The following is a 23,527-nucleotide window of genomic DNA, read 5'->3' as shown; positions in this document are numbered from 1 at the left end:
CCGCCGCCCTCGGCGGCCTCCGGGCAGCACCCCCGCGGGGGGGGGGCCGGGCCGGCGCAAGGCCCCCCCCCCCCCGCCCGCAAGGGTTGGGGAAAGCGCGGGGCCCCCGCGCCGCGGCGGAGGGCGCGGGGCGGGCCCGACACCCCCCGGCCGGCCGACGAGTCCAAGCCCTTGGGGGACGCGAAAAACCCCCGCACCACCGGGGTGCTGAAGTCGATCGGCCGGGCAAAGTAAGCCCGGGGGGGGGGGGCACGCCCCCGCCCGCCGGTCTTACTTGGCCAGTCCGATCGACTTCAGCACCTCGGTGATGCGGGTGTTTTCCGCGTCCACGAAGGCCTTGAACTCGTCGGCCGGCAGGTAGCTGTCGGTCCAGCCGCGCGCCTTCAGCACCTCGGCCCATTCCGGCGACTTGACGGTCTTTTCGATCGCCGCGGCCAGCGCCGCCTTGTCGGCATCGGCGATGTCGGGCCCGGCAAAGACGCCGCGCCAGTTTTCCATCACCACGTCGAGCCCCTGCGCCTTGAGCGGCTGGGCGGCGATGCCGTCGACCGGCTCGCCATAGGAAATCGCAAGCGCCCGCAGGTCGCCGGATTCGATCTGGCCCTGGAACTCGCCATAGCCCGAGATCCCGGCCGTCACCTGGCCGCCCAGCAGCGCTGCCAGCGCCTCGCCGCCGCCCGAATAGGCGACGTAGTTCACCTTGGCCGGATCGCCCCCCGCGGCCTGGGTGATGAGCCCGGCGAGGATGTGGTCCGCGCCGCCGGCCGAACCGCCGGCCCAGACGGTCGAGCCGACGTCTTCCTTAATCTTGGCGGTCAGGTCGGCCAGCGACTGGACCTCACTGTCCTTGGGCACCACGACGACCATCGGGTCCGAGGTCAGCCGCGCCATCGGGGTGACATTGGTCAGGTTCACCGGCGACTTGTTGGTGATGATCGCGCCGACCATGACCAGCCCGCCGACCAGCAGCTGGTCCTTGGCGCCCTTGGCCGATTGCGAGAACTGCGCCAGCCCCACGGTGCCGCCGGCGCCGGGCACGTTCATGACCTGGGCGTTCTTGACCGCGCCGGTCTTCATCATCGTGTCCTGCAGCGAGCGGGCGAGCGAATCCCAGCCTCCGCCCGCGCCGGCCGGGGCGGTGATCGTCAGGTCGGTCAGGTCCTGCGCCGCCGCCGGCGAGATCAGCGTCGCCGCGGCAAGACAGGCCGCGGCAAGCCTGCGGGTGATGAATGACATGGTATCCTCCCCAGATGTTCGTTCATTCCGGGTCACTGTGAAAGAAAGCGGGGACGGGCGCAATGACCGTCCCGAGCGGCCCGCGGCGGGCGGACGGGCAAGCAGAACGGTGGGGGGCGCCGCTGCGCCCCGGCAGCGCCGCGGCATCGGCCGGGCCGCGGCCCGGCTTGTCTTTCAGCCCTGCTCGCCGCAGCCTGACGGGGGGGGCAAGCCGGGGGAACGTCGTCATGACGGTCGTCATCAGCGCCGACATGGAGGGCACCGCGGGCGTCACCTGCTGCGCCGAAACCGAACGCGACAAGCCCGACTATCCCGAATTCCAGTCGCTGATGACGGCCGAGGTAACCGCCGCCTGCAACGGCGCGCTGGACGCGGACGCGACCGAAATCATCGTCAAGGACGCCCACCACACCGGCCGCAACCTGCTGGTGGACCGGCTGCCCGACGAGGTCCGGATCGTGCGGCACTGGTCAGGGCATCCGCATTCGATGATATTCGGCATCGACGGCAACTGCGCCGCCGCGATCTATACCGGCTATCACGATGCCGCCGGCACCGACAGCAATCCGCTGGCCCACAGCTTTACCGGGCGGATCATGCGGCGGACGATCAACGGCGCGCTGGCGTCGGAATTCACCGTGAACGCGATCACCGCCGCCTCGCTGGGGGTGCCGTCGGCGTTCCTGTCGAGGGACGCCGGCATCTGCGCCGCGGCCGAGGCGCTGGTGCCGGGGATCGTGACCTTGCCGGTCAGCCGGGGCTTCGGGCCGGCGACGTCCTCGCTGTCGCCCGTCTGCGCCCGCGAGCGCATCCGCGAAGGCGTGGCCCGCGCGCTCTTCGACCCGGGCGCGCCATCCCGACCCGCTGGCCGCGCGGTGGGAGGTCGAGCTGCAGTTCGCCAACCCGTCGAGGCCTATCGCGGCAGCTTCTTTCCCGGCGTCGACTAACCCCGCGCCGCGCCGCTTGCGATTTGCCCGCGACGACTGTTCGAGGTGCTGCGGACCCTGCGTTTTCTGTGGTGAAGCCGCGCTGTCCTCGAGGTGACATCTTTTTACAACGATACTGCATATGATTTAAGGGAGTGATTCGCCCTCCAGCACGGCGCGGGGTTCCGGCCGCCTTGCTGCCCGAGGGGACCGAACAGGCGGTCGCCATGTTCCCGCCGACCACCGCCGGCGCGAAGAAGCTTCTGGCCGAGGCCAAGGCCGACGGGGTGCCGGTCGACACCGAATTCACCCTGATCGCCCGGATCGAGAACTTCCCCGGCGTGACCGAGGTGATGGAGGCGCTGCAGCAGATGCTGCAGGAGCCGGGTTTCAACGTGAAGCTGCAGATGGTCGAGGTCGCCACCCACGAGCAGTATTGCTCCAAGCCCTATCCGACCGACCTCGGGCCCTATGTGCTGGTCGCCCAGCACGACAACAACAAGGGCGATCCGTCCTTCTCGATGTTCTTCAAATATGCCAGCGAAGGGCGCCAGTCCGGGGTCGCCGATCCCAGGGTCGACCAGATGATCGCAGACGCCTCGGCCGCGACGGGCGAGGACCGGGCCGCGAAATGGGCCGACCTGGTGGCTTACCTGCATGACGATGTCGTGGCGGATGCGCTGCTGTGGCACAAGGTCGGCTTCAGCCGGGTCAGTAAGCGGCTGAACTGGAAGCCGACCATCGCCACCAACTCGCAGCTGCAGCTGTCGCAGATCGGCTTCAAGTGACGCCTCGCCTCCGGCCGCCAGGCGCGGCCGGGGGCCTTCAGACCGGAGAGCACCATGACCGCCAAGGCCTTCGTCGCGCTGGTGACCTGTTTCAACGATGACGAGACGCTGAACCTGGACGCCACCCGTGCCCAGGTCCGCCGCCAGGTCCAGGCCGGCAACCACATCATGTGCGCCGGCACCAACGGCGATTTCACCGCCCTGACCTTCGACGAAAAGATCGCCCTGACCGACGCGGTGGTGGACGAGGTCGCGGGCCGCGCCCAGGTCATCGTCAACGCCGGCATGCCCGCGACGTTCGAGACGCTGAAGCTTGCCCGCGAATTCGACCGCATCGGCGTCGACGGCATCGCGGTCATCACGCCCTATTTCATCGCCTGCACGCAGGACGGGCTGATCCGGCATTTCTCGACCGTGGCCGACGGCGTCGGCACGCCGGTCTATCTGTACGACATCCCGGCCCGGACCCAGAACCATATCGAGCCCGCGACCGCTGCGGCACTGGCGGACCACGGCAACATCGCCGGCATCAAGGATTCCGGCGGCGGTCGGGACACGCTGGAAGACTACCTGGCGATCTGGACCGCCCGGCCGGACTTTGCGGTCTATTCCGGCCCCGACCATCTGGTCCACTGGTCGCTGATGCATGGCGCCGCGGGCTACATCTCGGGGCTGGGCAATGTCATGCCGGACACGCTGGCCGCGATCCTCGCAGCCCACAACGCCGGCGATCATGCCGAGGCCGAGCGCCAGCAGGACATCTTCGGCCGCTTCCGCAAGGATCTGTACGCGCTGGGCTATCCCCCCGCGCTGGTCAAGCGGGCGCTGTTTTTGATGGACAGCTCGGTCGGTGCCAGCCGCCAGCCTGCGCTGTTGCCGGACCCGGCGCAGGACGCGGCGATCCTGCAGATTCTGCGCAGCTACGGCCTAGCGGGGTGAGAACCGGCGGCGCCGGCCCGCGCGCGGGGCAGTTGGGGACGCGGGGGGCCGGCCAGGATCGCCTTAGTGTCCCGCGAACAGCCCCGCATGTTCGGCGCGCAGGGCCGACTTCTGCACCTTGCCCATCGTGTTGCGCGGCAACTCGTCCACCACGATCACCTGCTTGGGCTGCTTGAACTTCGCCAGCCGCCCCTCGAGCGCCGCGCGGATCGCGTGGGGGTCGGGGTCGGCGCCGGGGGCGCGGGCGATGACCGCCACCACCGCCTCGCCGAAATTGGGGTGGGGGACGCCGATCACGGCGCTTTCCAGCACGCCGGGCAGTTCGTCGATCAGCAGCTCGACCTCTTTCGGATAGACGTTGAAGCCGCCCGAGATCACCAGGTCCTTGCCGCGCCCGACGATCGAGACATAGCCGTCCGGGTCGCGCTTCCCCAGATCGCCGGTGATGAACCAGCTATCGGGGCGCAGCTCCTCTGCGGTCTTTTCGGGCATCCGCCAGTAGCCCTGGAAGACGTTGGGGCCGCGGACCTCGATCATCCCGATCTCGCCGTCGGGCAGGGGGCCGTCCTCGCCCATGATCCGCAGTTCGACCCCCGGCAGCGGAAAGCCCACCGTCCCCGCCCGGCGGTCGCCGTCATGGGGGTTCGAGGTGTTCATGTTCGTCTCCGTCATCCCGTAGCGTTCCAGGATGCGATGGCCGGTGAGCCGTTCGAAGGCGCGGTGGGTCTCGGCCAGCAGCGGCGCCGAGCCCGAGATGAACAGCCGGATGTTCCCCGCCGCCTCGGCGGTGAAGTCCGCGCGGTCCAGCAGCCGGGTATAGAAGGTCGGCACCCCCATCATCATCGTCGCGCGGGGCAGCAGGCCGATCGCCTGCGCGGCGTCGAAGCGGGGCAGGAAGATCATCGCCGCCCCGGCCAGCATGAGCGTGTTCGTGGCCACGAACAGCCCGTGGGTGTGAAATATCGGCAGCGCGTGCAGCAGCACGTCCTCGGCCGTCACCCGCCAGTAGTCCCTGAGCGTTCGCGCATTCGACAGCAGGTTCCGATGGCTGAGCATCGCGCCCTTGGACCGCCCCGTGGTGCCCGAGGTGTAGAGGATCGCGGCGAGATCATCGGCGGTCCGCGCGACCGGAGCGTGGCTGTCGGGCTGGGCATCCTTGGCCTCGATCAGCGACCCGGTCGTGCCGTCGGCGCCCAGCGTCATCACCTGCGCGGTGCCGGCAGCGGCGCGCGTCGCCTCGAACCGCGCGGGGTCGGAGACGACCAGAGCGGGTTCGGCGTCGCCGAAGAAATAGCCGATCTCGTCGGGGGTATAGGCGGTGTTCAGCGGCAGGAACACCGCCCCCGCCCGCAGCGTCGCCAGATACAGCGCCAAGGCGGCGGCCGATTTCTCGACCTGCACCGCGACGCGGTCGCCGGGCGCGACACCGGCCGCCACCAGCGCATTCGCCAGCCGCGCCGATGCGCGGTCGACATCGGCATAGCTGGTGATGGCGCCGTCGGCCGCGATCAGGAACGGAAGCGCGGGCGCCGGCTGCTGTCCGATCAGCGCGCCATGAAGCGGGTTGGTCAACGTCTGCTCTCCTTCTCGGACAGGTCGGCAGGACCCGTGGGCTCCTCCCGTGGACCAGGCTCCCGCGCCGTCTGCGGGGGGTGACGGGATGCTGACAAGCGCCGGGCGGATGCACAAGCTTTGCCGGGCCTGATCGAACGGCGGCAAGATCGGCGTAGTGAGCCCGGCAGGAGGTGTTCGCCGCCGAGACCACCCGTGCCCCGCTCGCGAAGCGAATGCTTCGCCGCGCTGCTGGGAATGATCAACTCTACCGCCGAACCGACTCCTGAACCCGTCGCGCCACGGCCGACGGCCCGCCCGACGACGCGATCCGTTGCGCCTGCCGTTGCGCCCGCCTTGGGCCGCCCTATGATGCGCGCTCTTGCAGCAAAGGGGGCAGGCGATGACGCAGCAGGCGGGGGCGCAGCAGGCAGGGGTTCCGGTCGGCATCATCATGGGCAGCCAGTCCGATTGGGCGACGATGCGCGAGGCGGCGGCGATCCTGGACGAGCTGGGCGTGCCCTACGAGGCGCGGATCGTCAGCGCGCACCGCACGCCGGACCGGCTGTGGTCCTATGGTCGCGAGGCGGCGGGCCGCGGCCTGCGCGTCATCATCGCGGGCGCCGGGGGGGCCGCGCATCTGCCGGGGATGATGGCGTCCAAGACCCGCATCCCCGTGATCGGCGTGCCGGTGCAGACCAGGGCGCTGGGCGGGGTCGATTCGCTCTATTCCATCGTCCAGATGCCCAAGGGATTCCCGGTCGCGACCATGGCCATCGGTGCGGCTGGCGCGGCCAACGCCGGGCTGATGGCGGCGGGCATCCTCGCGCTGAACGATGCCGCGCTGGCGCAGCGGCTGGACGACTGGCGGGCCGCGCTGTCGGCCTCGATCCCCGAGGAGCCGCGCGATGAATGAGCCTCTGAAACCGGGCGCGTGGATCGGCATCCTGGGCGGCGGCCAGCTGGGGCGGATGCTGTCGGTGGCGGCCAGCCGGCTAGGCTATCGCTGCCACGTCTATGAACCCGGCGCGGCGCCCGCGGGGGACGTTGCCGCGCGCCTGACGACGGCGGCCTATGACGACGAGGCGGCGATCCGCGCCTTTGCGGGCTCGGTCGATGTCGTGACCTATGAATTCGAGAACGTGCCGACCTCGGCACTGGACCTGATCGAGAGCCTCGCGCCCATCCGTCCCGGCCGGCGGGCGCTGGCGGTCAGCCAGGACCGGCTGACGGAAAAGGACTTCCTGTCCTCGCTCGGGCTAGCGGTCGCGCCCTATGCCGCGATCGACAGCGCCGCCGATCTGGCGGCGGCGCTGCGCGGGCCGTCGATCCTCAAGACCCGGCGGCTGGGCTATGACGGCAAGGGGCAGCTGCGGCTGGCAGCCGGAGACGACCCTGCCGCCGCCTGGGCGCAGGTGAACGCGCCCGCGGTGCTGGAAGGCTTCGTCGATTTCTCCGCCGAGATCAGCGTGATCGTCGCCCGCGGCGCGGATGGCGCGGTGGCGGCCTATGATCCCGGGCTGAACGTCCACCGCGACGGCATCCTGCGCACCACCACCGTCCCCGCCAAGGTGCCCGGCCGGCTGATCCCCGAGGCGGTGCTGCTGGCCAGCCGCATCGTCACCGCGCTGGACTATGTCGGCGTGATGGGGGTCGAGCTGTTCGTGACCCCGCAGGGGCTGGTGGTGAACGAGATCGCGCCGCGGGTGCACAACTCGGGCCACTGGACGCAAGGAGGCTGCGCCGTGGACCAGTTCGAGCAGCATATCCGCGCCGTGGCCGGGCTGCCGCTGGGCGACGGGCGGCGCCACGCCGACGTGGTGATGGAGAACCTGATCGGCGACGACATGAACCGCCTGCCTGAATTGCTGCAGGCGCCCGACACGCAGATCCACCTGTATGGCAAGGCCGAGGTCAAGCCGGGGCGCAAGATGGGGCACGTGAACCGCATCCTGCGCGGGCAGGGGGCCTGACGCCGGGGTTGTCTCCGCGGCTCTGCGCGGTCACACTCGGTGCTGAATCGCGCGGACGCCGGGGGACCCGTCATGCAAGGCTGGATGCTGCTTGGACTGCTGCCGCTGGGACTGGCGCTGGCGGCGATCTTCGACGGCGATGATGACGGCGACAGCGGCGATCCCGGCACCGACGACGCGCTGGAAGGGACGCTCGGCGCCGACCGGATCGACGCGGGGGCGGGCAACGACACGATCTCGAACTTTGGCGGTGACGACACCATCCTGGGCGGCGACGGCGACGACGAGATCCACGGGAGCAGCGGAACCCAGCGCGATTACGTGGACGCCGGGGCGGGCGACGACACGGTGCGCTATGTGGGCGATCACTCGACGGTGCTGGGCGGCGCCGGAGACGACCAGCTGACCCATCTTGGCGAGACCGGTGACGGGCTGATCGTCGAGGGCGGCACCGGCAACGACACGCTGGGCGGCAACGGGCAGCTGAACGGCGGGGCGGGCGACGACCTGCTGTTTCATTCCTACGGCACCACCGTGATGACCGGGGGCGAGGGCGCCGACGTGTTCGCCGCCGCCGAGTCGCTGCGCGAAGGGCACGCGGTCGTCACCGACTTCAACGCCGCCGAGGACCGCATCGTCCTGAACGGCGTCACCGAGGCCGACCTGGACAACGGGCTGGTGCGGATCACCCAGGTGTTCCTGCGCGACGGCGCGACGGAGCTGCATCTGGGCGATCTGTCGAACCCGCTGATGGTGCTGCGCAATGTCAGCGAACTGACCGCCGAATCCTTCCCGCAAGGCTTTGCCGCCGAGGGCACGACCATGACCGGCACCGCGGGCGACGATCACCTGCAACTCGGCGCGCTCGGGTGGGGGTCGAATCTTGGCGCGTGGGAGCATCTGCTGGTCGACGAGGTGCAGGGCGGCGACGGCGACGACTATATCACCGGCGAATATGTCACCGGCTATCTCGGTCGTCTGACGCTGGATGGCGGCGGGGGCGACGATCACATCACCGGCGGCTTCGGCAGCGACGTGATCGACGGCGGCACGGGCAACGACGGCATCCGCGATTCCGATCACGGCTTTCTGTTCGACGGCGCGGACACGCCGCTGGCGCAGGACGATGACAGCATCACCGGCGGCGCGGGCAACGATTGGATCACCACCGGCAATGGCGCGGACAGCGTCTGGGGCGGTGACGGGGACGACGTGCTGGTCGACACCGCCGTCTGGCAGGATCGCGGCGGCGGCGACCGTGAGTTGCTCGCCGACGACCCCGCCACGCTGGATGGCGGGGCCGGGAACGACACGCTGGATGTCAACGACGGCGATGTCGTGACGCTGGGCGAGGGCGCCGATCAGCTGTGGATCCACCGCGATGACGCCCTGCTGGGGATGAGCGGCGACATGGTGACCGTCACCGATTTCGTATCCGGCGAGGACCGGGTCGGCATCGGCATTGCGGGCCAAGCGGGGGATGCGGCGCCGGTGCTGCGGACATGGGCCGCGGCGGACGGCTCGGGGCTGTATGTCGGCGTCGAGGGCCGCGACGACGCGCTGGCGTTCCTGGCCGGGGTGGACGGGATCGCGGACGGGGACATCAGCGTCGCGATCATCCCGCGCGACGGTTCCGCGCCGATCATGGGCTAGGGCCTCAGCGCCCCACCATCTCGCCGTCTTCCTTGGTGAACCGCGCGGGCGGGTTGTCCAGCAGGTCCAGCACCGTTTCCGAGGGGCGGCACAGCCGCGTGCCCCGGGGCGTCACCACGAACGGCCGCTCGAGCAGGATCGGGTGCGCCGCGATCGCGTCCAGCAGCGCCTCGTCGTCCAGCGAGGGGTCGTCCAGGCCGAGTTCGTCATGGGGGGTGTTCTTCCGCCGCAGCACTTGCCGGATCGTCAGCCCCGCATCGGCGGCCAGCTGGCGCACGCGGTCGCGGGAGGGCGGGGTCTTCTGATAGTCGATCACTTCGGGCTCCACCCCGCTGGCGCGGATCATCGCCAGCACGTTGCGCGAGGTGCCGCATTTCGGGTTGTGATAGATCGTGACCATAAGGGCCTCCGTTACCGCGGTAGCGTCTCGCGCAGATAGCGCATCGTGTTGCCGCCCATGACCTTGGCGATCTGCGTCTCGGACAGCCCCTGGTCCAGCAGCGCCTGGGTCAGCGCCGGCAGGCCGGCGGCATCGAAGGGCACGCCCACCGAGCCGTCCCAGTCGGACCCGAGCCCCACCGCATCCTCGCCGACCAGGTCGATGGCCGCGCGGATCGAGCGGGCGATGCCGGCCGGCGTGCCGTCGCAGGTCACGTCGGCCCAGAAGCCGATGCCGATGATCCCGCCCTTGGCCGCCACACGCCGGACGAGGTCGTCGGGCAGGTTGCGCGGCGTGTCGCAGGCGCTGCGGATGCCGGTGTGGCTTATGATCGGGCGCGCGCCCTCGATGGCCAGCACGTCGCGGACCACAGCGGGCGAGGCATGGGCAAGGTCGATGACCATGTGCCGGGCGACCATCTCGGCCACCACCTGCCGCCCGAAATCGCTCAATCCCGCCTGCGAGGTGCCGTGCAGCGAGCCGCCGAGTTCGTTGTCGAAGAAATGCGTCAGCCCGACGAGCCGGAAGCCCGCGGCCTCCATCACCGCGAGGTTGCCGATCTGGCCCTCCAGCGCGTGGGCGCCCTCCATCCCCAGCAGCGCGCCGATGACGCGCTTGCCGGCGGCCCGGTCGGCCAGCAGGGCGTCCAGATCGGCGCGCGAGCGGATCAGCCGCACCGCGTCGGGGTTGCGGTCCGCCAGCCGCCGCAGGCGGGCGGCCTGGTCGAGGGCGCGCTCCTTCAGCGAGAACCAGCTTTGCAGCGGGCGCAGCTGGCCGATCACCAGCGGGGTGATGTTGTCCGGCGCCTCGGTGTCATTGGTCGCATAGTTCTGCCCGCGCGGGGATTTCGTCACGGTGGTGAAGACCTGCAGCGCCACATTGCCCCGATCCAGCCGGGGCAGATCGACATGGCCCTCGGCGCGCTCGGCGGCCAGATCGCGGTCCCACAGCAGCGGATCGGCGTGCAGATCGGCGATCGTCAGCCGCTTGTGCAACGCCGCGGCCGCGTCCGAGACGTGCCACGGCTGCGCCGCCGTCACCGGGTTCAGCCGGTCTGCGACCAGCGCCGGGCCAAAGACCGGCACCGCGGCCGTGCCGGCGGCCAGCAAGGCCGCCAGCACCAGCAGCGCCCGGCGCAGCCGGCGGGGGCGCTGGCGGCGGAAGGGGTCGCGGGCCAAGCGCTCAGGCCTCCATCGCTTCCAGCTCGTCGATCATCGCCTCGATCATCGACAGGCCCTTGTCCCAGAAGGCCGGATCGGCGGCGTCCAGGCCAAAGGGCGCCAGCAGCTCGCCATGATGCTTGGACCCGCCGGCCTTCAGCATCTCGAAATACCGGGCCGGGAAGCCCTCGGGCGCGGCCTCGTAGGCGGCATAGAGGGCGTTCACCAGCCCGTCCCCGAAGGCATAGGCATAGACGTAGAAGGGCGAGTGGACGAAATGCGGGATATAGGACCAGAAGGTCTCGTAGCCCGGCATGTACTCGAATGCATCGCCCAGCGATTCATGCTGGACCTGCATCCAGATCGCGTTGATGTCGTCCGGGGTCAGCTCGCCCTCGGCGCGGGCGGCGTGCAGGCGGCATTCGAAGTCGTAGAACGCGATCTGCCGGACGACAGTGTTGATCATGTCCTCGACCTTGCCGGCCAGCAGCGCCTTGCGCTGGGCGGGGTCGGTGGTCTTCGCCAGCAGCGCCCTGAAGGTCAGCATCTCGCCGAACACGCTCGCCGTTTCGGCCAGGGTCAGCGGCGTCGAGGCGAGCAACTCGCCCTGCGCTGCTGCCAGTCGCTGGTGGACGCCGTGGCCCAGCTCGTGCGCCAGCGTCATCACGTCGCGCGGCTTGCCGAGATAGTTCAGCAGCACATAGGGATGCGCGTCGGTCACGGTCGGGTGGGCGAAGGCGCCGGGCGCCTTGCCGGGATTGACGCCCGCGTCGATCCAGCCGCGGTCAAAGAACGGCTCGGCCAGCTTGGCCAGCTCGGGGTCGAAGCCCGCATAGGCGTCCAGCACGGTGGCGCGGGCCTCGTCCCAGCCCACCAGCCGGGGGCTTTCCTGTGGTAGCGGTGCGTTGCGGTCCCAGACCTGCAGTCTGTCCAGCCCCAGCCAACGCGCCTTCAGCCGGTAATAGCGATGCGACAGCCGCGGATAGGCGGCGACCACGGCATCGCGCAGCGCCTGAACGACCTCGGGTTCGACATGGTTCGACAGATGCCGGCCGGTCTGCGGGGTGGGCATCTTGCGCCACTTGTCCTCGATCGCCTTTTCCTTGGCGAGCGTGTTGTGGACGCGGGCGAACAGCTTGACGTTGTCGCCAAAGACCCGCGCCAGCGCCCGCGCCCCGGCCTCGCGCCGGGCGCGGTCGTGGTCGGTTAGCAGGTTCAGCGTGGCCTCGAGCCCCAGCACCTCGCCGTCCACGTCGAAGGTCAGCGCGGCGGTGGTCTCGTCAAACAGCCGGTTCCAGGCGGCGGCGCCGACGACCGAGTTGTCGTGCAGGAACTTTTCCAGCTCGTCCGACAGCTGATAGGGCCGCATCGCCCGCATCCGGTCGAAGACCGGCTTGTAGCGCGACGGGCCGCAGGGGGCCGAGAACACCTGGTCATAGACGTCGTCGGGGATGCGGTTGAATTCCAGGCTGAAGAACACCAGTGGCGTGGTCATGTCGGTGATCTTGGCCTGCAGGTCACCCATCTGCTTGGCGCGCGTGGCGTCGGTGGTGTTCTGGTAATAGCGCAGGCCCGCATAGGACATGATCCGCCCGGCGATCAGGTCGATCTGCTGATAGCGCTCGATGCATTCGAGCATCTCGGCGGGGGTGAGACCGGCCAGCCTGCCCTCGTAATCCGCGGCGAAGCTGGCGCAGGCGGCCTCAAGCCGGTCCAGGTCCGCGGCAAGCTCGGGCGCGTCGGGGGCGGCATACAGGTCCGACAGATCCCATTCGGGCAGCGCCCCGAGATCGGCCTCGGCCACGGCCGCGGTGGGGCGCGGGGTCTCGGCGTCGTGAAGCGGGCTGCGGCGGGTCATCGGCGGTCTCTCCTGAAAGCGTCGGCTATCATCTGACGTCTCGGGGCCGCGGGTTCAACCCGTGGGCGACGGGACGGGCGGGGCGTCGCCGGGGCGGGCCAGGGCGCGCATCCGGGCGACTCGGCGGTCCATGACCCGGCGCCACAGCGGCGGGACCAGCGCGATCGCGCCCATCACCGGCAGCGACCAGGGCAGCAGCGGCCGCGGCGCCTGCGCCCGGTTCAGCCGCAACGCGGGATATGGCCGGCTTGGATGGGCGTGGTGGTCGGAATGGCGTGGGGCGTTCACCAGCATCAGCGAGGACAGCAGATGCGGCGCGTCCCAGCTGTGGCGGGCGTCCACCGGCTCGGCCCGGCCATCGGGCAGGGTGGCGCGTCGCAGCCCGTAATGCTGGACGTAATCCGACAGCATCAGCTGCATCTGGGCGTAGAGGCACAGCAGGACATAGATCAGCGCCCCCCGCAGCCCCAGGGCAGCGGCGGCCAGCGCCACGCAGGCCACCGCGCCGCCGACCCACCAGACATAGGGGTTCACCCGCCCCGGCTGGCGGGCGGCGCGGTCGCGCTCCACCGCCAGCCCGGCGCGGAACGACCCCGCCCAGGCGCGCGGGAAGAAGCGCCAGAAGCTTTCGCCCGCGCGGGCGCTGTTGGGGTCGGCGTCGGTGGCGACGTGGCGGTGATGGACCAGCCGGTGCGCCGAGACGTGGTGCCCAAACAGCAGCGTGACATAGACCAGCGCCCCGGCCCGGAACAGTAGCCGGCTGCCGCGATGGATCAGCTCATGCGCGTTGGCATTCGAAACCTGGCCCATGAACATGCCGGTACCGAAAAACAGCGCCACATGCTGCGGCCAGGTGAGCGGCGGGCCGAATCCGGCCAGCGCCCGCAGCGCAGCGGAAAGCAGCAGTAGATGCGCCGCGACCAGCACCAGCGAGACAGCGTCGGCGCCCGGGTGCGGCACGCCTTCCTCGGGGTCGGGCAGGGCGCGGCCGGCGGCGAAGGCGGCGGCTGCGGTGCGGGTCGGCACGTTCAGCACCCGCAGCAGCGCCGAGACATGCACCCGCACCGTCGACGGCGATATGTTCAGGTGCCGCGCGATTTCCTTGTTCGTCCACCCGGCCACGATATGGCGCAGCACCTCGCGTTGCCGCGTGGACAGCCGCGCCATGCCGTCGCCCGCGCCGCTCGTCTCGGCGGCCGGCCGGGCCGGGCCGGCGTCTGCGCCGTCCATCGACGGACCCGCGGCGGCCAGCGGCTCGGCAGAATCGGGCAAGGGGGCGCGCTCGACCCGGCCGATGGAGGCCGCCAGGGTAATGACCTCGGCCTCGGGGTTCAGCTGTCGTATCAGGCTGACCATGTGGTCATGCGCGGCCGGGTGCACAGGCGCGACGATGATGCGCGTCCGGATGATCTGTTCGTCGGGCAGGCTGGTCGTCATATCCTTCACGGGTCGGCTCCAGGTTGCCGTGACGCTGCGTCACAATGTCATCGAAGATGGGTTTGCCGGATTTGTCTAGACCCCGATTCCCCCATTCCGACCCACCCCAAACGCCGGCGGGATTCCGCCGGTGGCCCCCTCGACGCCCCGCAACCGGCGGCGCGGCGGGAGAGGTTCTCGGCCCGTGCGCCCTGCGCTATAGCGGGCCGGCAGGGCGCGCCATGGGCCCAGACACCGACCGGAGAGACCGCGCATGACCACCGCCGATGCCGACTGGATCGACCGCTTTGCCGGGCTGGCTATGCTGCCGGCCGACATCCGCGCCGATCTGATCGCCGGCAGTTCGGTCGTGGCGCTTCCGGCCGGCACGCCGGTCTTTGCCCCCGGACAGTCGGCCAGCGACATGCTGCTGCTGCTGCAGGGCACAGTCCGGGTCCAGCAGACATCCGACACCGGCCGCGAGGTCTTCCTGTATCGCGTCCACGCTGGCGAAAGCTGCGTGCTGACCACCGCCTGCATGCTCGCCGTCGAGGATTATTCAGCCGAGGGCATCGCCGAAACCGACGTGCGGGCGGTCGCCATCCCGCGGGCGACCTTCGATGACCTGGTCGGCCGCTCGCCGGTCTTTCGCCAGATCGTCTTCGCCGCCTTTTCGCAGCGGATCACCGACCTGTTCGCCCTGATCGACAACATCGTGTTCCAGAGGATGGACGTGCGGCTGGCCTCGCGGCTGCTGGAGCTTGCGGGCCAGGACCAGGTCGTCCGTGCCACCCACGCCGCGCTGGGCAGCGAGCTGGGCACCGCGCGCGAGGTCGTCTCGCGCACCCTGTCCGAATTCCAGCGCCGCGGCTGGATCGGGCAGGCCCGCGGCGAGGTGCACCTGATCGACCGGGCCGGGCTGGAACGGCTGGTGCGGTCCGCCGGCTGATCGGGTGGGAAAGACAGCCGCGGACCCTGTGTGACCAAGTCACCAAGCACTCGCGCCGGATGTGTCAGGATGGCTCGACTGATTCGCAAACGGAGTGCCCGAGATGAACGTGAACATGGGAATGATCGACCGCGGCCTGCGGCTCGTTGTGGCGCTGGTGCTGCTGTACCTGGCGCTGGGCACGACGGCGCTGGGCGGCGGCCTGCTGTACTGGCTCGCCCTGCTCGTCGCGGTGGTGTTCGGGGTGACCGCGCTGGTGGGCAGCTGCCCGCTTTACAGCATGCTCGGCATCCGCACCTGCCCCCTGCGGCGCTGAAGGCCCTTGACGGCAGGCGGGGCGTCGCCGGATTCCGGTCCGGGGCGCCCTGCCGCCATGCTGTGATATAGCCTTAGCGGCCGCCCGACGCGTCCCGGCGCCCTCCCGATCCCTCCGACCCTGCAGGAGCGAACGACATGACCGACCCTTATCCCGTCCGCATGGACATCAGGCCCGACGTGCAGGCCTTCTTCGACCCGGCCACCAACACGATCAGCTACATCGTCAAGGACCCGACATCGGATGCCTGCGCCATCGTCGATTCCGTCATGGACATCGACTATGCCGCCGGGCGCATCACCCATGACCATGCCGACGAGCTGATCCGCCAGGTCCGGGCGCGCGGGCTGCGGCTGGAATGGATCATCGAGACCCATGTCCACGCCGACCACCTGTCGGCCGCGCCCTATATCCAGCAACAGCTGGGCGGCAAGATCGGGATCGGCGCCAATATCCAGGTCGTGCAGGAGACGTTCGGCAAGGTCTTCAACGAAGGCACCGAGTTCCAGCGCGACGGCAGCCAGTTCGACCGGCTGTTCCATGACGGCGATCGCTACATGGTCGGCAACATGCCGGCCTTCGCGATCTATACCCCCGGCCACACCCCGGCCTGCATGGTCCACGTGACGGGCGACGCGGCCTTCGTGGGGGACACGCTGTTCATGCCCGATGGCGGCTCGGCGCGGGCCGACTTCCCGGGCGGCGACCCGGCGACGCTGTATGACAGCATCCAGAAGGTGCTGGCGCTGCCCGACGAGATGCGGCTGTTCATGTGCCACGATTACGGCCCCGACGGGCGCGAGATCGCATGGGAAACCACCGTCGCCGAACAGAAGGCTCACAACATCCATGTCGGCGGCGGCAAGACCCGCGACGACTTCGTGCGGTTCCGCACCGAACGCGACGCCACGCTGGAGATGCCGCGGCTGATCATCCCCTCGCTGCAGGTGAACATGCGCGCGGGCGAGGTGCCCCGCGACAAGGACGGGCGGCCGATGCTGAAAGTGCCGCTGAACGCGTTGTGATCTGCGGGGAGGGGGCGGGGATGTCGGATCCCGGGCAGAAATTTTGCTGGTTGGCGGTCGGCGGGCAGGGCGTGGCCGACCGAGCACGGAAGGCCTGCCGCCAGCCTGCAGGCCGGGGACGCTGTGCGGGCGCGAACCTGAACAGCCGCGGTGTTCGGCCGACTGAAGCGCGCACCCGGCGGCGCCGGGCTGCTTGATCTCGACAGGACCCCTGATGCTGCGCCGCTATCTTCCGATCCTCGACTGGGGCCGCCGTTACGACCGGAGGGCGCTGGCCAACGACCTGATCGCGGCGGTGATCGTGACGATCATGCTGATCCCGCAGAGCCTCGCCTATGCACTGCTGGCCGGCCTGCCGCCTGAGGCGGGCATCTATGCCTCGATCGTGCCGATCCTGCTATATGCGGTCTTCGGGACCAGCCGGGCGCTGGCAGTGGGGCCGGTCGCGGTGGTGTCGCTGATGACGGCGGCGGCGGTGGGGCAGGTGGCCCAGCAGGGCACGGCGGGCTATGCGGCGGCGGCGCTGACGCTGGCCCTGCTGTCGGGCGGGATGCTGGTCCTGATGGGGGTGCTGCGGCTGGGCTTCGTGGCGAATTTCCTCAGCCATCCGGTGATTGCGGGGTTCATCACCGCCTCGGGCATCCTCATCGCGACCAGCCAGCTGAAGCACATCCTGGGTGTGCCGGCCGAGGGCCACACCCTGCCGCAGATGCTGGCCGCGCTGTGGATGCAGCTGGGGCAGACGAACCTCATCACCCTGGTGATCGGGGTGCTGGCCACGGGGTTCCTGTTCTGGGTGCGCACGAACCTCAAGCCGTTTCTGCGCGGGCTGGGCACGCCGCCGCTGCTGGCCGACATCCTGACCAAGGCCGGCCCGGTCGCGGCGGTCGTCACCACGACGCTGGCGGTCTGGGCGCTGGGCCTGGCCGAGCGCGGGGTCAAGATCGTGGGCGCCGTGCCGCAAAGCCTGCCGCCGCTGACCATGCCGGCGCTGTCGCCCGACCTGGTCGGCCAGCTGCTGCTTCCGGCGCTGCTGATCTCGGTCATCGGCTTCGTCGAATCGATTTCGGTGGCGCAGACGCTGGCCGCCAAGAAGCGGCAGCGGATCGACCCCGACCAGGAGCTGATCGGGCTGGGCGCGGCCAATCTGGGCGCGGCCTTTACCGGCGGCTATCCGGTCACCGGCGGCTTCGCCCGGTCGGTCGTCAACTTCGATGCCGGCGCCGAGACGCCGGCCGCGGGCGCCTTTACCGCGCTGGGCCTTGCCATCGCCGCGGTGGCGCTGACCCCGCTGGTCTACTACCTGCCGAACGCCACGCTGGCCGCGACCATCATCGTGGCGGTGCTGGGGCTGGTCGATCTGTCGATCCTGCGCAAGACCTGGGCCTATTCCCGGGCCGATTTCGCCGCCGTCGCCGCCACCATCCTGGTCACCCTGGTCGTGGGGGTCGAGGCCGGGGTCGCCTCCGGGGTGCTGCTGTCGGTGCTGCTGCATCTCTACAAGACCTCGCGCCCGCACGTGGCCGAGGTCGGGCTGGTCCGCGGCACCCAGCATTTCCGCAACGTGAACCGCCACCAGGTGGGCACCGATCCCGAGGTCCTGACCCTGCGGGTCGATGAAAGCCTGTATTTCGTGAATGCCCGGTTTCTCGAGGACCTGATCCAGCGCCGCGTCACCGACGGCTGCGCGATCCGGCACGTGGTGCTGATGTTCTCGGCCGTGAACGCGGTGGATTACTCGGCGCTGGAGAGCCTGGAGGCGATCAATCAGCGGTTGCGCGACATGGGCGTCGGGTTGCATCTGTCCGAGGTCAAGGGCCCGGTGATGGACCGGCTCAGGAAGACTCATCTTCTGGACGAGCTGAACGGCCGGGTGTTCCTGTCGCAGTTCGATGCCTGGCAGGCGCTGTCGCCGCAGCCGGCCCGCCAGACCGCCGCGCAATGATGGCCCGCCACGCCCGTGACCAGCCCCGGCGGGCTTGACCCGCCGTGTCGGGTCGCGGCACAAGGCCGGGCCCTGAAAAGCCGCGGGGGACAGGCATGCAGCAACCAGATTCCTCAGGCGCACGGGGCGCCACCGGGCGGGACCCCGACGCAGGCCCGGTCCCGGGCACCGGGACCGACGCCCGGCTGGGCCACGTGCTGTTGTCCTCGATGAAGGACGAGGGCCCCTATGCGCTGGAATTCGTGGCCCACCACCGCGCCATGGGGTTCGACCGTCTGTTCATCGCCTCGAACGACTGCAGCGACGGGACCGACCTGCTGCTTGACGCGCTAGACCGGGGCGGCGCGATCACCCACTATCGCAACGACCTGTCGCCCGACGACATCCCGCAGCACGCGGCCTATGCCGGCATGCGGCAACGGTTCGGGCTGGATCGCGCGGACTGGCTGATGGTGCTGGATGCCGACGAATTCCTGTCGGTCACGGTCGGGCAGGGCCGGGTCCAGGACATGACGGCGCAGGCGCAGGACGGCGACGACATCATCATGCTGAGCGCCAAGACCTTCGGCACCACCCCCGATCCCGACTGGTACCCGGGGCTGGTGACCGAACAGTTCCAGCGGCGGCTGGCGCTGGGGCACCGGGCAAACTGCCCGGTCAAGACCATCGCCCGGGGCATCGACCGCTTCGGGGTGATCCACAATCACAGCGTGAACATCTATCGCGGAACGGAGCCGCTGACGGTGCTGCGCAGCGACGGCTCTCGGTTTCAGATCCCGCCGGGGATCCGTCTGTGGCGCTATCTGCGCAACATCCCGCCCGACCAGATCCGCCACGGCTTCGCGCATTATAACCACTATGCGATCAAGTCGATGGCGAGCTTTGCCCTGCGCCAGGAACGCCAGCTGGGCACCGACCCGGCCGGCAAGGACAACGACCGCCACACGCTGGGCTATTTCGACAACATCGCCCGGGCGCGGGTGGCCGACGGGGACTTCGTGACCCGCCACGGCGCGGCGCTGCGGGCCGAGATGGCGCGGCTGCTGACGCTGCCCGGCGTGGCCGAGGCGCAGGCCGAGGCCGAGCGCCGCTACGCCGCCCGCATCGCCGCGCTGGGGTGAGCCGATCGGCGCCGAGCCGCCCGTCGCCGCATTGACCCGCCGCGCCGGTCTGCGGCACAAGGGCCGGCCGGCACGACAGCACGAGGACCGGGGTGCACGACCAGGACCAACCGCAGGACAAGGCCCAGGCAGCGCCGCCTGCCGCGCGCCCGTCGCTGGGGCATGTGCTGATCTCGTCGGTCCGCAACGAAGGCCCGTTCGTGCTGGAATTCGTCGCCCATCACCGCGCGATCGGCTTCGACCTCATCTGCATCGCGTCGAACGACTGCACCGACGGCACCGACCTGGTGCTGGGGGCGCTGGATCGCCACGGCGTGATCCGGCACCTGCCCAATGTCGTTCCCCCGGGGCAATCGCCCCAGCATGCCGGCTATGCCGCGATGCGCAGGCGCTTTCGGCTGAACGATGCCGACTGGCTGATGGTGCTGGACGCCGACGAGTTCCTGCATGTCAGCGTCGGCACCGGCCGGGTCGCCGACCTGACCGGGGCGGTGCCCGCCGGCACCGACATCATCATGCTGAACGCGCAGACCTTCGGCAGCACCGACGATCCCGGCTGGCATGCTGGGCTGGTCACCGAACAGTTCCAGCGCCGCCTGCCGCAGCGGCACAAGGCCAACGGCCCGGTCAAGACCCTGACCCGGGGCGTGCACCGCTTTCGCGAAATCCACAATCACAGCGTGATGTTCTATTTCCAGCCGCCGCCGCTGAACATCGTGCGCAGCGACCTGACCGGCTTTCAGATCCCCCGCCGCACCGGCCTGTGGCAATTCCTGCGCAACGTTCCGGTCGAGGAAATCCGCCACGGCATCGCCCATTACAACCACTATGCGGTCAAGTCGCTGGCCTCGTTCTGCCTGCGCCAGGCCCGCGGGCGCGGGGCGCGGCCGATGGACGAAGAGAACACCCGCCACACCAGCGCCTATTTCGAACGGATCGCCGACGCCAACATCCCCGACAGCTCGTTCACCGACCGCTATGGCGCCGCCCTGCGGACCGAGATCGACCGCCTGCTGGCCCTGCCCGGCGTGGCCGAGGCGCAGGCCGAGGCGGAACGCCGCTATGGCGCCCTGGTCGCGGGGCTGCTGTGAGCGGGCCTGGCTGAGAACCCTTCGCGCAGGCGGTGCCAGCTCTCCAGCATCGGCCAGGGCCGGGTCACGCCCTCGATGCCGACAAAGCCATAGCGCACCGACAGCTGGCCGTCGGCCTCGGCCGGGCGGCCGGCAGCGGCCAGGTACAGCGCCGCCGCCAGGCCGGTGCGGTCGGCGCCGCCCTCGCAATGGACCAGCACCGGCTTGGGCGCCTCGCGCAACAGCGCCACCAGCCGTTCGGCGTCCGGCGCGCTCAGCGACTGGGCCGAGGACATGCGGAAATCGTAATGCGCGATGCCGGCGGCCTCGGTGGCGGCGATCTCGGCGTCGTACCACGACCGGTCGTCCTGTTCACCGCGCAGGTTCACCACGCTGCGGATGCCGTCGCGCCGGATGCGATCCGCCAGCGCCGGGCCGCTCAGCTGGCCCGAGCGGTACAGTTCGCCGGGCAGGATCTCGTGATAGTTGCCGCTCGCATGCAGGCCGCCGAACCAGCCCACGGCCAGCAGCAGGGCCGCCAGCACGAGCATGCCGGCGCGGGCGGCCAGGCTTCTCAAGCAGCGATGCCGAAGATGCGGCCGACGCCCATGGTCACCGCCATGGCGAAGGCGCCCCAGACCAGCACCCGGATCGTCGCCGGCAACAGCGGCGCGCCGCCGGCCCGCGCCCCGACCGCGCCCAGGACGGCCAGCGAGATCAGCGTGACAATCAGCACCACCGGGATCACCATGCCGGCCGGTGCCAGCATCGCCGACACCAGCGGCACCGCGGCGGCGATGGCAAAGGTGACCAGCGACGCGAAGGCCGCCTGCAGCGGGTTGGCCTGGTTGACGTCGTGCAGGCCCAGCTCTTCGCGGACATGGGCGCCCAGCGCGTCATGCGCGGTCACCTCTTGCGCCGCCAGCAGGGCCGTCGCCGGGGTCATGCCGCGGCTTTCGAACAGGGCGGCGAGTTCGGCCAGCTCTTGTTCCGGCACCGATTCCAGCGCGGCACGTTCGCGTTCGATGTCGGCGCGCTCGATGTCGGACTGGCTCGACACCGATACATATTCCCCCGCCGCCATCGACATCGCGCCGGCGGCGAGCCCGGCGACGCCCGCGATCAGCACCGCGCGCGGGCTGGGATCGGCGGCCGCCACCCCCACGATCAGCGAGCTGACCGAGACGATGCCGTCATTCGCCCCCAGCACCGCCGCCCGCAGCCAGTTGGCCCGGTTGATGAGATGCGGCGATTCGGGGTGGGCGGAGATGTCGGAATATTCGGTCATGCGCGTTTTCTTCCCGTGATCATGGCACGGACCAGATTCTCACGATGGCGCAGCGATTCCCATACCACTCCGGCAACATGCCCGGCGACCAGCACCAGGATCACGGTGGCCGCCACCTCGTGGATGTTTTCCATCGTCTCGGACCCCCAGAACCGGTCGGTCAGCATCAGCCAGCCGGACACGCAGGTCACGAGGATCGCGGTCAGCAGCGCCACGATCATCGCGCCGCCGGCGGGGTTGTGGCCCAGATACCGCCGCTCGGTGCCGTGAAGAAGGTCGCGGAGATAGGCGGATATCCGGGCCGGCCCGGCGACGAAATCTGCGAACCGCGCATGCGGGCTGCCGATGACGCCCCAGACGAGACGCGCCGCGACCAGCGCCAGAACCGTGTAACCGATCCAGTGATGAACCCGCTTCAGATCCTCGGTCAGCCATGCCGCGGCGATCAGCCCCACCAGCGACCAGTGAAAGACACGGACGAAGCGGTCCCACACCGGGACCATGCGAACAGGGTCGGTCGCGGCGCGCATCTCAGCTGTCCTCGCCGACTTTTTCGAAGGTCACCGGGTCGAAATAGACCTCGACCTTGTTGCCGTCCTTGTCCTTGCCATAGACCTCGTAGCAGCCTTCGTCGGTCTTGACGTTGGAGATCGTCCAGCCCTCGGTGGTCAGCTTGGTCTTCAGCTCCTCGACCGGCTTCCAGCTCGATTCGGGCTGGTTGCACTTGGCCTCTTCGGCGAAGGCGGGGGACAGGGCGGTGAGGCCCATCAGGGCGGCGGTGGCGATGGCGATACGCATGGTTCGTTTCCTTTGCTGTGCGTTTCGACTGACGCCGTTCTGGTGCGGTCAGCTTGCGGAAAGCTTGCGCTGGCAAAGCCCCTGCAGGACAAACTGCCGCACCCCCGCGGCCGGGAAAGGACCCCACCGATGCGTCTTCTGATCGTCGAGGACAGCGCCCCGCTGGCCCAGGCTGTCGCGCGGCACCTGTCCGCCCAGGGCCACGCCGTCGACATCGCGGGCTCGATCGCCGAGGCCGAGGAAGCGCTGGCCGTCGCCGATTACGCGCTGATGCTGCTGGACCTGGGGCTGCCGGACGGGTCGGGCCTTGGGCTGCTGCGCGCCTGCCGGGCGGCGGGGGACGCGACGCCGGTGATCGTGGCCACCGCCCGCGACCAGATCAGCGACCGCATCGCCGGGCTGGACGCGGGTGCCGACGACTACGTGGTCAAGCCCTATGACCTGGACGAGCTGTCCGCCCGCATCCGCGCCAATGCGCGGCGCGGCCAGGACGCGCCCTCGCCGGTGGTGGAACTGGGCGGCGTCTCGGTCGACCGCGCCCGCCGCCGGGTGTTCCGCGGCCCCGAGGAGATCCGCCTGACCCAGCGCGAATGGGCGCTGTTCGACACCCTGGTCGGCGCTCGCGGCCGGGTGCTGGGCAAGCCCGCGCTGGAAGAGGCGCTGTTCGCCTTTGACGCCGAGATCGAGGGCAACGCCGTCGAGGTCTATGTCAGCCGGCTGCGCCGCAAGCTGGGCGCCAAGGTGATCGAGACCCGCCGCGGCCTGGGTTACCTCGTGCCATGACGGCGTCACCGCCCTACAGCCTGACCCGGCGGCTGACCGGGCGGGTGCTGGCGCTGGTGGCGCTGGGCTGGCTGGCGGCCGCCGCCGGCGCGCTGTGGGTCTTGGACCACGAAACCGCCGAGACGCTGGACGACGCGCTGGCGCACGAGGCGCAGCTGCTGGCGGCGATGGCCGATCGCGGCGCGGCCCTTCCGTCGCAGGCCGGGGACGACCGCACCGTGCGGATCATCGGCGCGGACGGCGCGGGCAACGGCCCAGCCGGCGCCGGTCCAGATTGGCGCGGGGGACCCGTC

Annotated in this window: 24 protein-coding genes; 14 read left to right on the top strand and 10 right to left on the bottom strand. The window is 70.0% G+C overall.

Annotated features, from left to right (window positions below):
* Positions 1 to 270 precede the first annotated feature (270 nt).
* Positions 271 to 1,236, bottom strand: coding sequence for a Bug family tripartite tricarboxylate transporter substrate binding protein (locus tag IC63_RS12225; protein WP_036720791.1), 966 nt, complete (start codon positions 1,234 to 1,236; stop codon positions 271 to 273).
* A 227-nt stretch (positions 1,237 to 1,463) separates the two neighbouring features.
* Here IC63_RS12225 and IC63_RS12220 point away from each other — a divergent pair, with 227 nt between their 5' ends.
* The 3 genes from IC63_RS12220 to IC63_RS12210 all read left to right on the top strand — a co-directional run bounded on the left by IC63_RS12220 (position 1,464) and on the right by IC63_RS12210 (position 3,889).
* Positions 1,464 to 2,183, top strand: coding sequence for a M55 family metallopeptidase (locus IC63_RS12220; protein WP_156965464.1), 720 nt, complete (start codon positions 1,464 to 1,466; stop codon positions 2,181 to 2,183).
* A 134-nt stretch (positions 2,184 to 2,317) separates the two neighbouring features.
* Complete coding sequence (locus tag IC63_RS12215; protein WP_332257780.1) at positions 2,318 to 2,950, top strand: ABC transporter substrate-binding protein; 633 nt, start codon at positions 2,318 to 2,320, stop codon at positions 2,948 to 2,950.
* A gap of 54 nt (positions 2,951 to 3,004) precedes the next feature.
* Positions 3,005 to 3,889, top strand: a complete 885-nt coding sequence (locus IC63_RS12210; RefSeq protein ID WP_036720789.1) for a dihydrodipicolinate synthase family protein — start codon at positions 3,005 to 3,007, stop codon at positions 3,887 to 3,889.
* 63 nt (positions 3,890 to 3,952) lie between these two features.
* On the opposite strand, the gene IC63_RS12205 is transcribed toward IC63_RS12210, so the two are convergent.
* A complete protein-coding gene (locus tag IC63_RS12205; protein WP_036720787.1) occupies positions 3,953 to 5,461 on the bottom strand; it encodes a malonate--CoA ligase in 1,509 nt (502 codons plus the stop codon).
* A gap of 382 nt (positions 5,462 to 5,843) precedes the next feature.
* On the opposite strand from IC63_RS12205, the gene purE reads away from it, so the two are divergent.
* The 3 genes from purE (at position 5,844) to IC63_RS12190 (ending at position 9,066) form a co-directional block, all read left to right on the top strand.
* Positions 5,844 to 6,356 carry a 5-(carboxyamino)imidazole ribonucleotide mutase gene (purE, locus tag IC63_RS12200; protein ID WP_036720785.1) on the top strand — a complete coding sequence of 171 codons (513 nt, stop codon included), beginning with the start codon at positions 5,844 to 5,846 and terminating at the stop codon, positions 6,354 to 6,356.
* Positions 6,349 to 7,413 carry a 5-(carboxyamino)imidazole ribonucleotide synthase gene (locus tag IC63_RS12195; RefSeq protein ID WP_036720782.1) on the top strand — a complete coding sequence of 355 codons (1,065 nt, stop codon included), beginning with the start codon at positions 6,349 to 6,351 and terminating at the stop codon, positions 7,411 to 7,413. The genes purE and IC63_RS12195 overlap by 8 nt, the downstream gene beginning before the upstream one ends.
* An 84-nt stretch (positions 7,414 to 7,497) precedes the next feature.
* Positions 7,498 to 9,066, top strand: coding sequence for a calcium-binding protein (locus IC63_RS12190; protein WP_198026313.1), 1,569 nt, complete (start codon positions 7,498 to 7,500; stop codon positions 9,064 to 9,066).
* A 4-nt stretch (positions 9,067 to 9,070) separates the two neighbouring features.
* Here IC63_RS12190 and arsC read toward each other — a convergent pair whose 3' ends face one another.
* Genes arsC through IC63_RS12170 form a run of 4 tightly spaced genes read right to left on the bottom strand, consistent with a single transcriptional unit; the run spans position 9,071 to position 13,960 of the window.
* Positions 9,071 to 9,466: an arsenate reductase (glutaredoxin) gene (gene arsC, locus IC63_RS12185; RefSeq protein ID WP_036720777.1), complete on the bottom strand. Its 396-nt coding sequence runs from the start codon at positions 9,464 to 9,466 to the stop codon at positions 9,071 to 9,073.
* Between the two features lie 11 nt (positions 9,467 to 9,477).
* Positions 9,478 to 10,683, bottom strand: a complete 1,206-nt coding sequence (locus IC63_RS12180; protein ID WP_232222600.1) for a dipeptidase — start codon at positions 10,681 to 10,683, stop codon at positions 9,478 to 9,480.
* A 4-nt stretch (positions 10,684 to 10,687) separates the two neighbouring features.
* Positions 10,688 to 12,523: a M3 family oligoendopeptidase gene (locus IC63_RS12175; protein ID WP_036720775.1), complete on the bottom strand. Its 1,836-nt coding sequence runs from the start codon at positions 12,521 to 12,523 to the stop codon at positions 10,688 to 10,690.
* A 54-nt stretch (positions 12,524 to 12,577) separates the two neighbouring features.
* Positions 12,578 to 13,960: a fatty acid desaturase gene (locus IC63_RS12170; RefSeq protein WP_156965462.1), complete on the bottom strand. Its 1,383-nt coding sequence runs from the start codon at positions 13,958 to 13,960 to the stop codon at positions 12,578 to 12,580.
* Between the two features lie 253 nt (positions 13,961 to 14,213).
* Between IC63_RS12170 and IC63_RS12165 the strand changes: the two genes are divergently transcribed.
* The 6 genes from IC63_RS12165 to IC63_RS12140 all read left to right on the top strand — a co-directional run bounded on the left by IC63_RS12165 (position 14,214) and on the right by IC63_RS12140 (position 20,386).
* Positions 14,214 to 14,888 carry a Crp/Fnr family transcriptional regulator gene (locus IC63_RS12165; protein WP_036720773.1) on the top strand — a complete coding sequence of 225 codons (675 nt, stop codon included), beginning with the start codon at positions 14,214 to 14,216 and terminating at the stop codon, positions 14,886 to 14,888.
* 103 nt (positions 14,889 to 14,991) lie between these two features.
* Complete coding sequence (locus tag IC63_RS12160; RefSeq protein WP_036720770.1) at positions 14,992 to 15,204, top strand: YgaP family membrane protein; 213 nt, start codon at positions 14,992 to 14,994, stop codon at positions 15,202 to 15,204.
* A gap of 137 nt (positions 15,205 to 15,341) precedes the next feature.
* Positions 15,342 to 16,229 carry an MBL fold metallo-hydrolase gene (locus IC63_RS12155; RefSeq protein WP_036720768.1) on the top strand — a complete coding sequence of 296 codons (888 nt, stop codon included), beginning with the start codon at positions 15,342 to 15,344 and terminating at the stop codon, positions 16,227 to 16,229.
* Between the two features lie 214 nt (positions 16,230 to 16,443).
* Entirely contained in the window at positions 16,444 to 18,174 is a 1,731-nt protein-coding gene (locus tag IC63_RS12150) for a SulP family inorganic anion transporter (RefSeq protein ID WP_036720767.1), read from the top strand.
* A gap of 95 nt (positions 18,175 to 18,269) precedes the next feature.
* Positions 18,270 to 19,295: a glycosyltransferase family 2 protein gene (locus tag IC63_RS12145; RefSeq protein ID WP_084115810.1), complete on the top strand. Its 1,026-nt coding sequence runs from the start codon at positions 18,270 to 18,272 to the stop codon at positions 19,293 to 19,295.
* 92 nt (positions 19,296 to 19,387) lie between these two features.
* Complete coding sequence (locus tag IC63_RS12140) at positions 19,388 to 20,386, top strand: glycosyltransferase family 2 protein (protein ID WP_036720763.1); 999 nt, start codon at positions 19,388 to 19,390, stop codon at positions 20,384 to 20,386.
* Here the strand turns inward: IC63_RS12140 and IC63_RS12135 are convergent.
* The 4 genes from IC63_RS12135 to IC63_RS12120 are packed head-to-tail and all read right to left on the bottom strand — an operon-like array spanning position 20,356 to position 22,451.
* Positions 20,356 to 20,943, bottom strand: a complete 588-nt coding sequence (locus IC63_RS12135; protein WP_198026312.1) for a tyrosine-protein phosphatase — start codon at positions 20,941 to 20,943, stop codon at positions 20,356 to 20,358. The genes IC63_RS12140 and IC63_RS12135 overlap by 31 nt on opposite strands.
* A complete protein-coding gene (locus IC63_RS12130) occupies positions 20,940 to 21,653 on the bottom strand; it encodes a VIT1/CCC1 transporter family protein (RefSeq protein WP_036720761.1) in 714 nt (237 codons plus the stop codon). The genes IC63_RS12135 and IC63_RS12130 overlap by 4 nt, the downstream gene beginning before the upstream one ends.
* On the bottom strand, positions 21,650 to 22,183 hold the full coding sequence (locus IC63_RS12125; RefSeq protein ID WP_036720760.1) for a cytochrome b/b6 domain-containing protein: 534 nt from the start codon (positions 22,181 to 22,183) through the stop codon (positions 21,650 to 21,652). Before IC63_RS12125 ends, IC63_RS12130 begins: the two co-directional genes overlap by 4 nt.
* A 1-nt stretch (position 22,184) precedes the next feature.
* A complete protein-coding gene (locus IC63_RS12120) occupies positions 22,185 to 22,451 on the bottom strand; it encodes a PepSY domain-containing protein (protein WP_052042195.1) in 267 nt (88 codons plus the stop codon).
* Positions 22,452 to 22,580: 129 nt separating this feature from the next.
* Here IC63_RS12120 and IC63_RS12115 point away from each other — a divergent pair, with 129 nt between their 5' ends.
* Both IC63_RS12115 and IC63_RS12110 read left to right on the top strand, forming a co-directional pair.
* Entirely contained in the window at positions 22,581 to 23,234 is a 654-nt protein-coding gene (locus tag IC63_RS12115) for a response regulator transcription factor (protein ID WP_036720758.1), read from the top strand.
* The coding region (locus IC63_RS12110; protein WP_036720757.1) for a hypothetical protein at positions 23,231 to 23,527 on the top strand (297 nt) is incomplete at its 3' end. The genes IC63_RS12115 and IC63_RS12110, both read left to right, overlap by 4 nt.

This window comes from Paracoccus sphaerophysae, from assembly GCF_000763805.1.
GTDB classification, from domain to species: Bacteria; Pseudomonadota; Alphaproteobacteria; order Rhodobacterales; family Rhodobacteraceae; genus Paracoccus; species Paracoccus sphaerophysae.
Note: the sequence above shows the minus strand (reverse complement) of the source record. Positions and strands in the feature narration are given on the sequence as shown.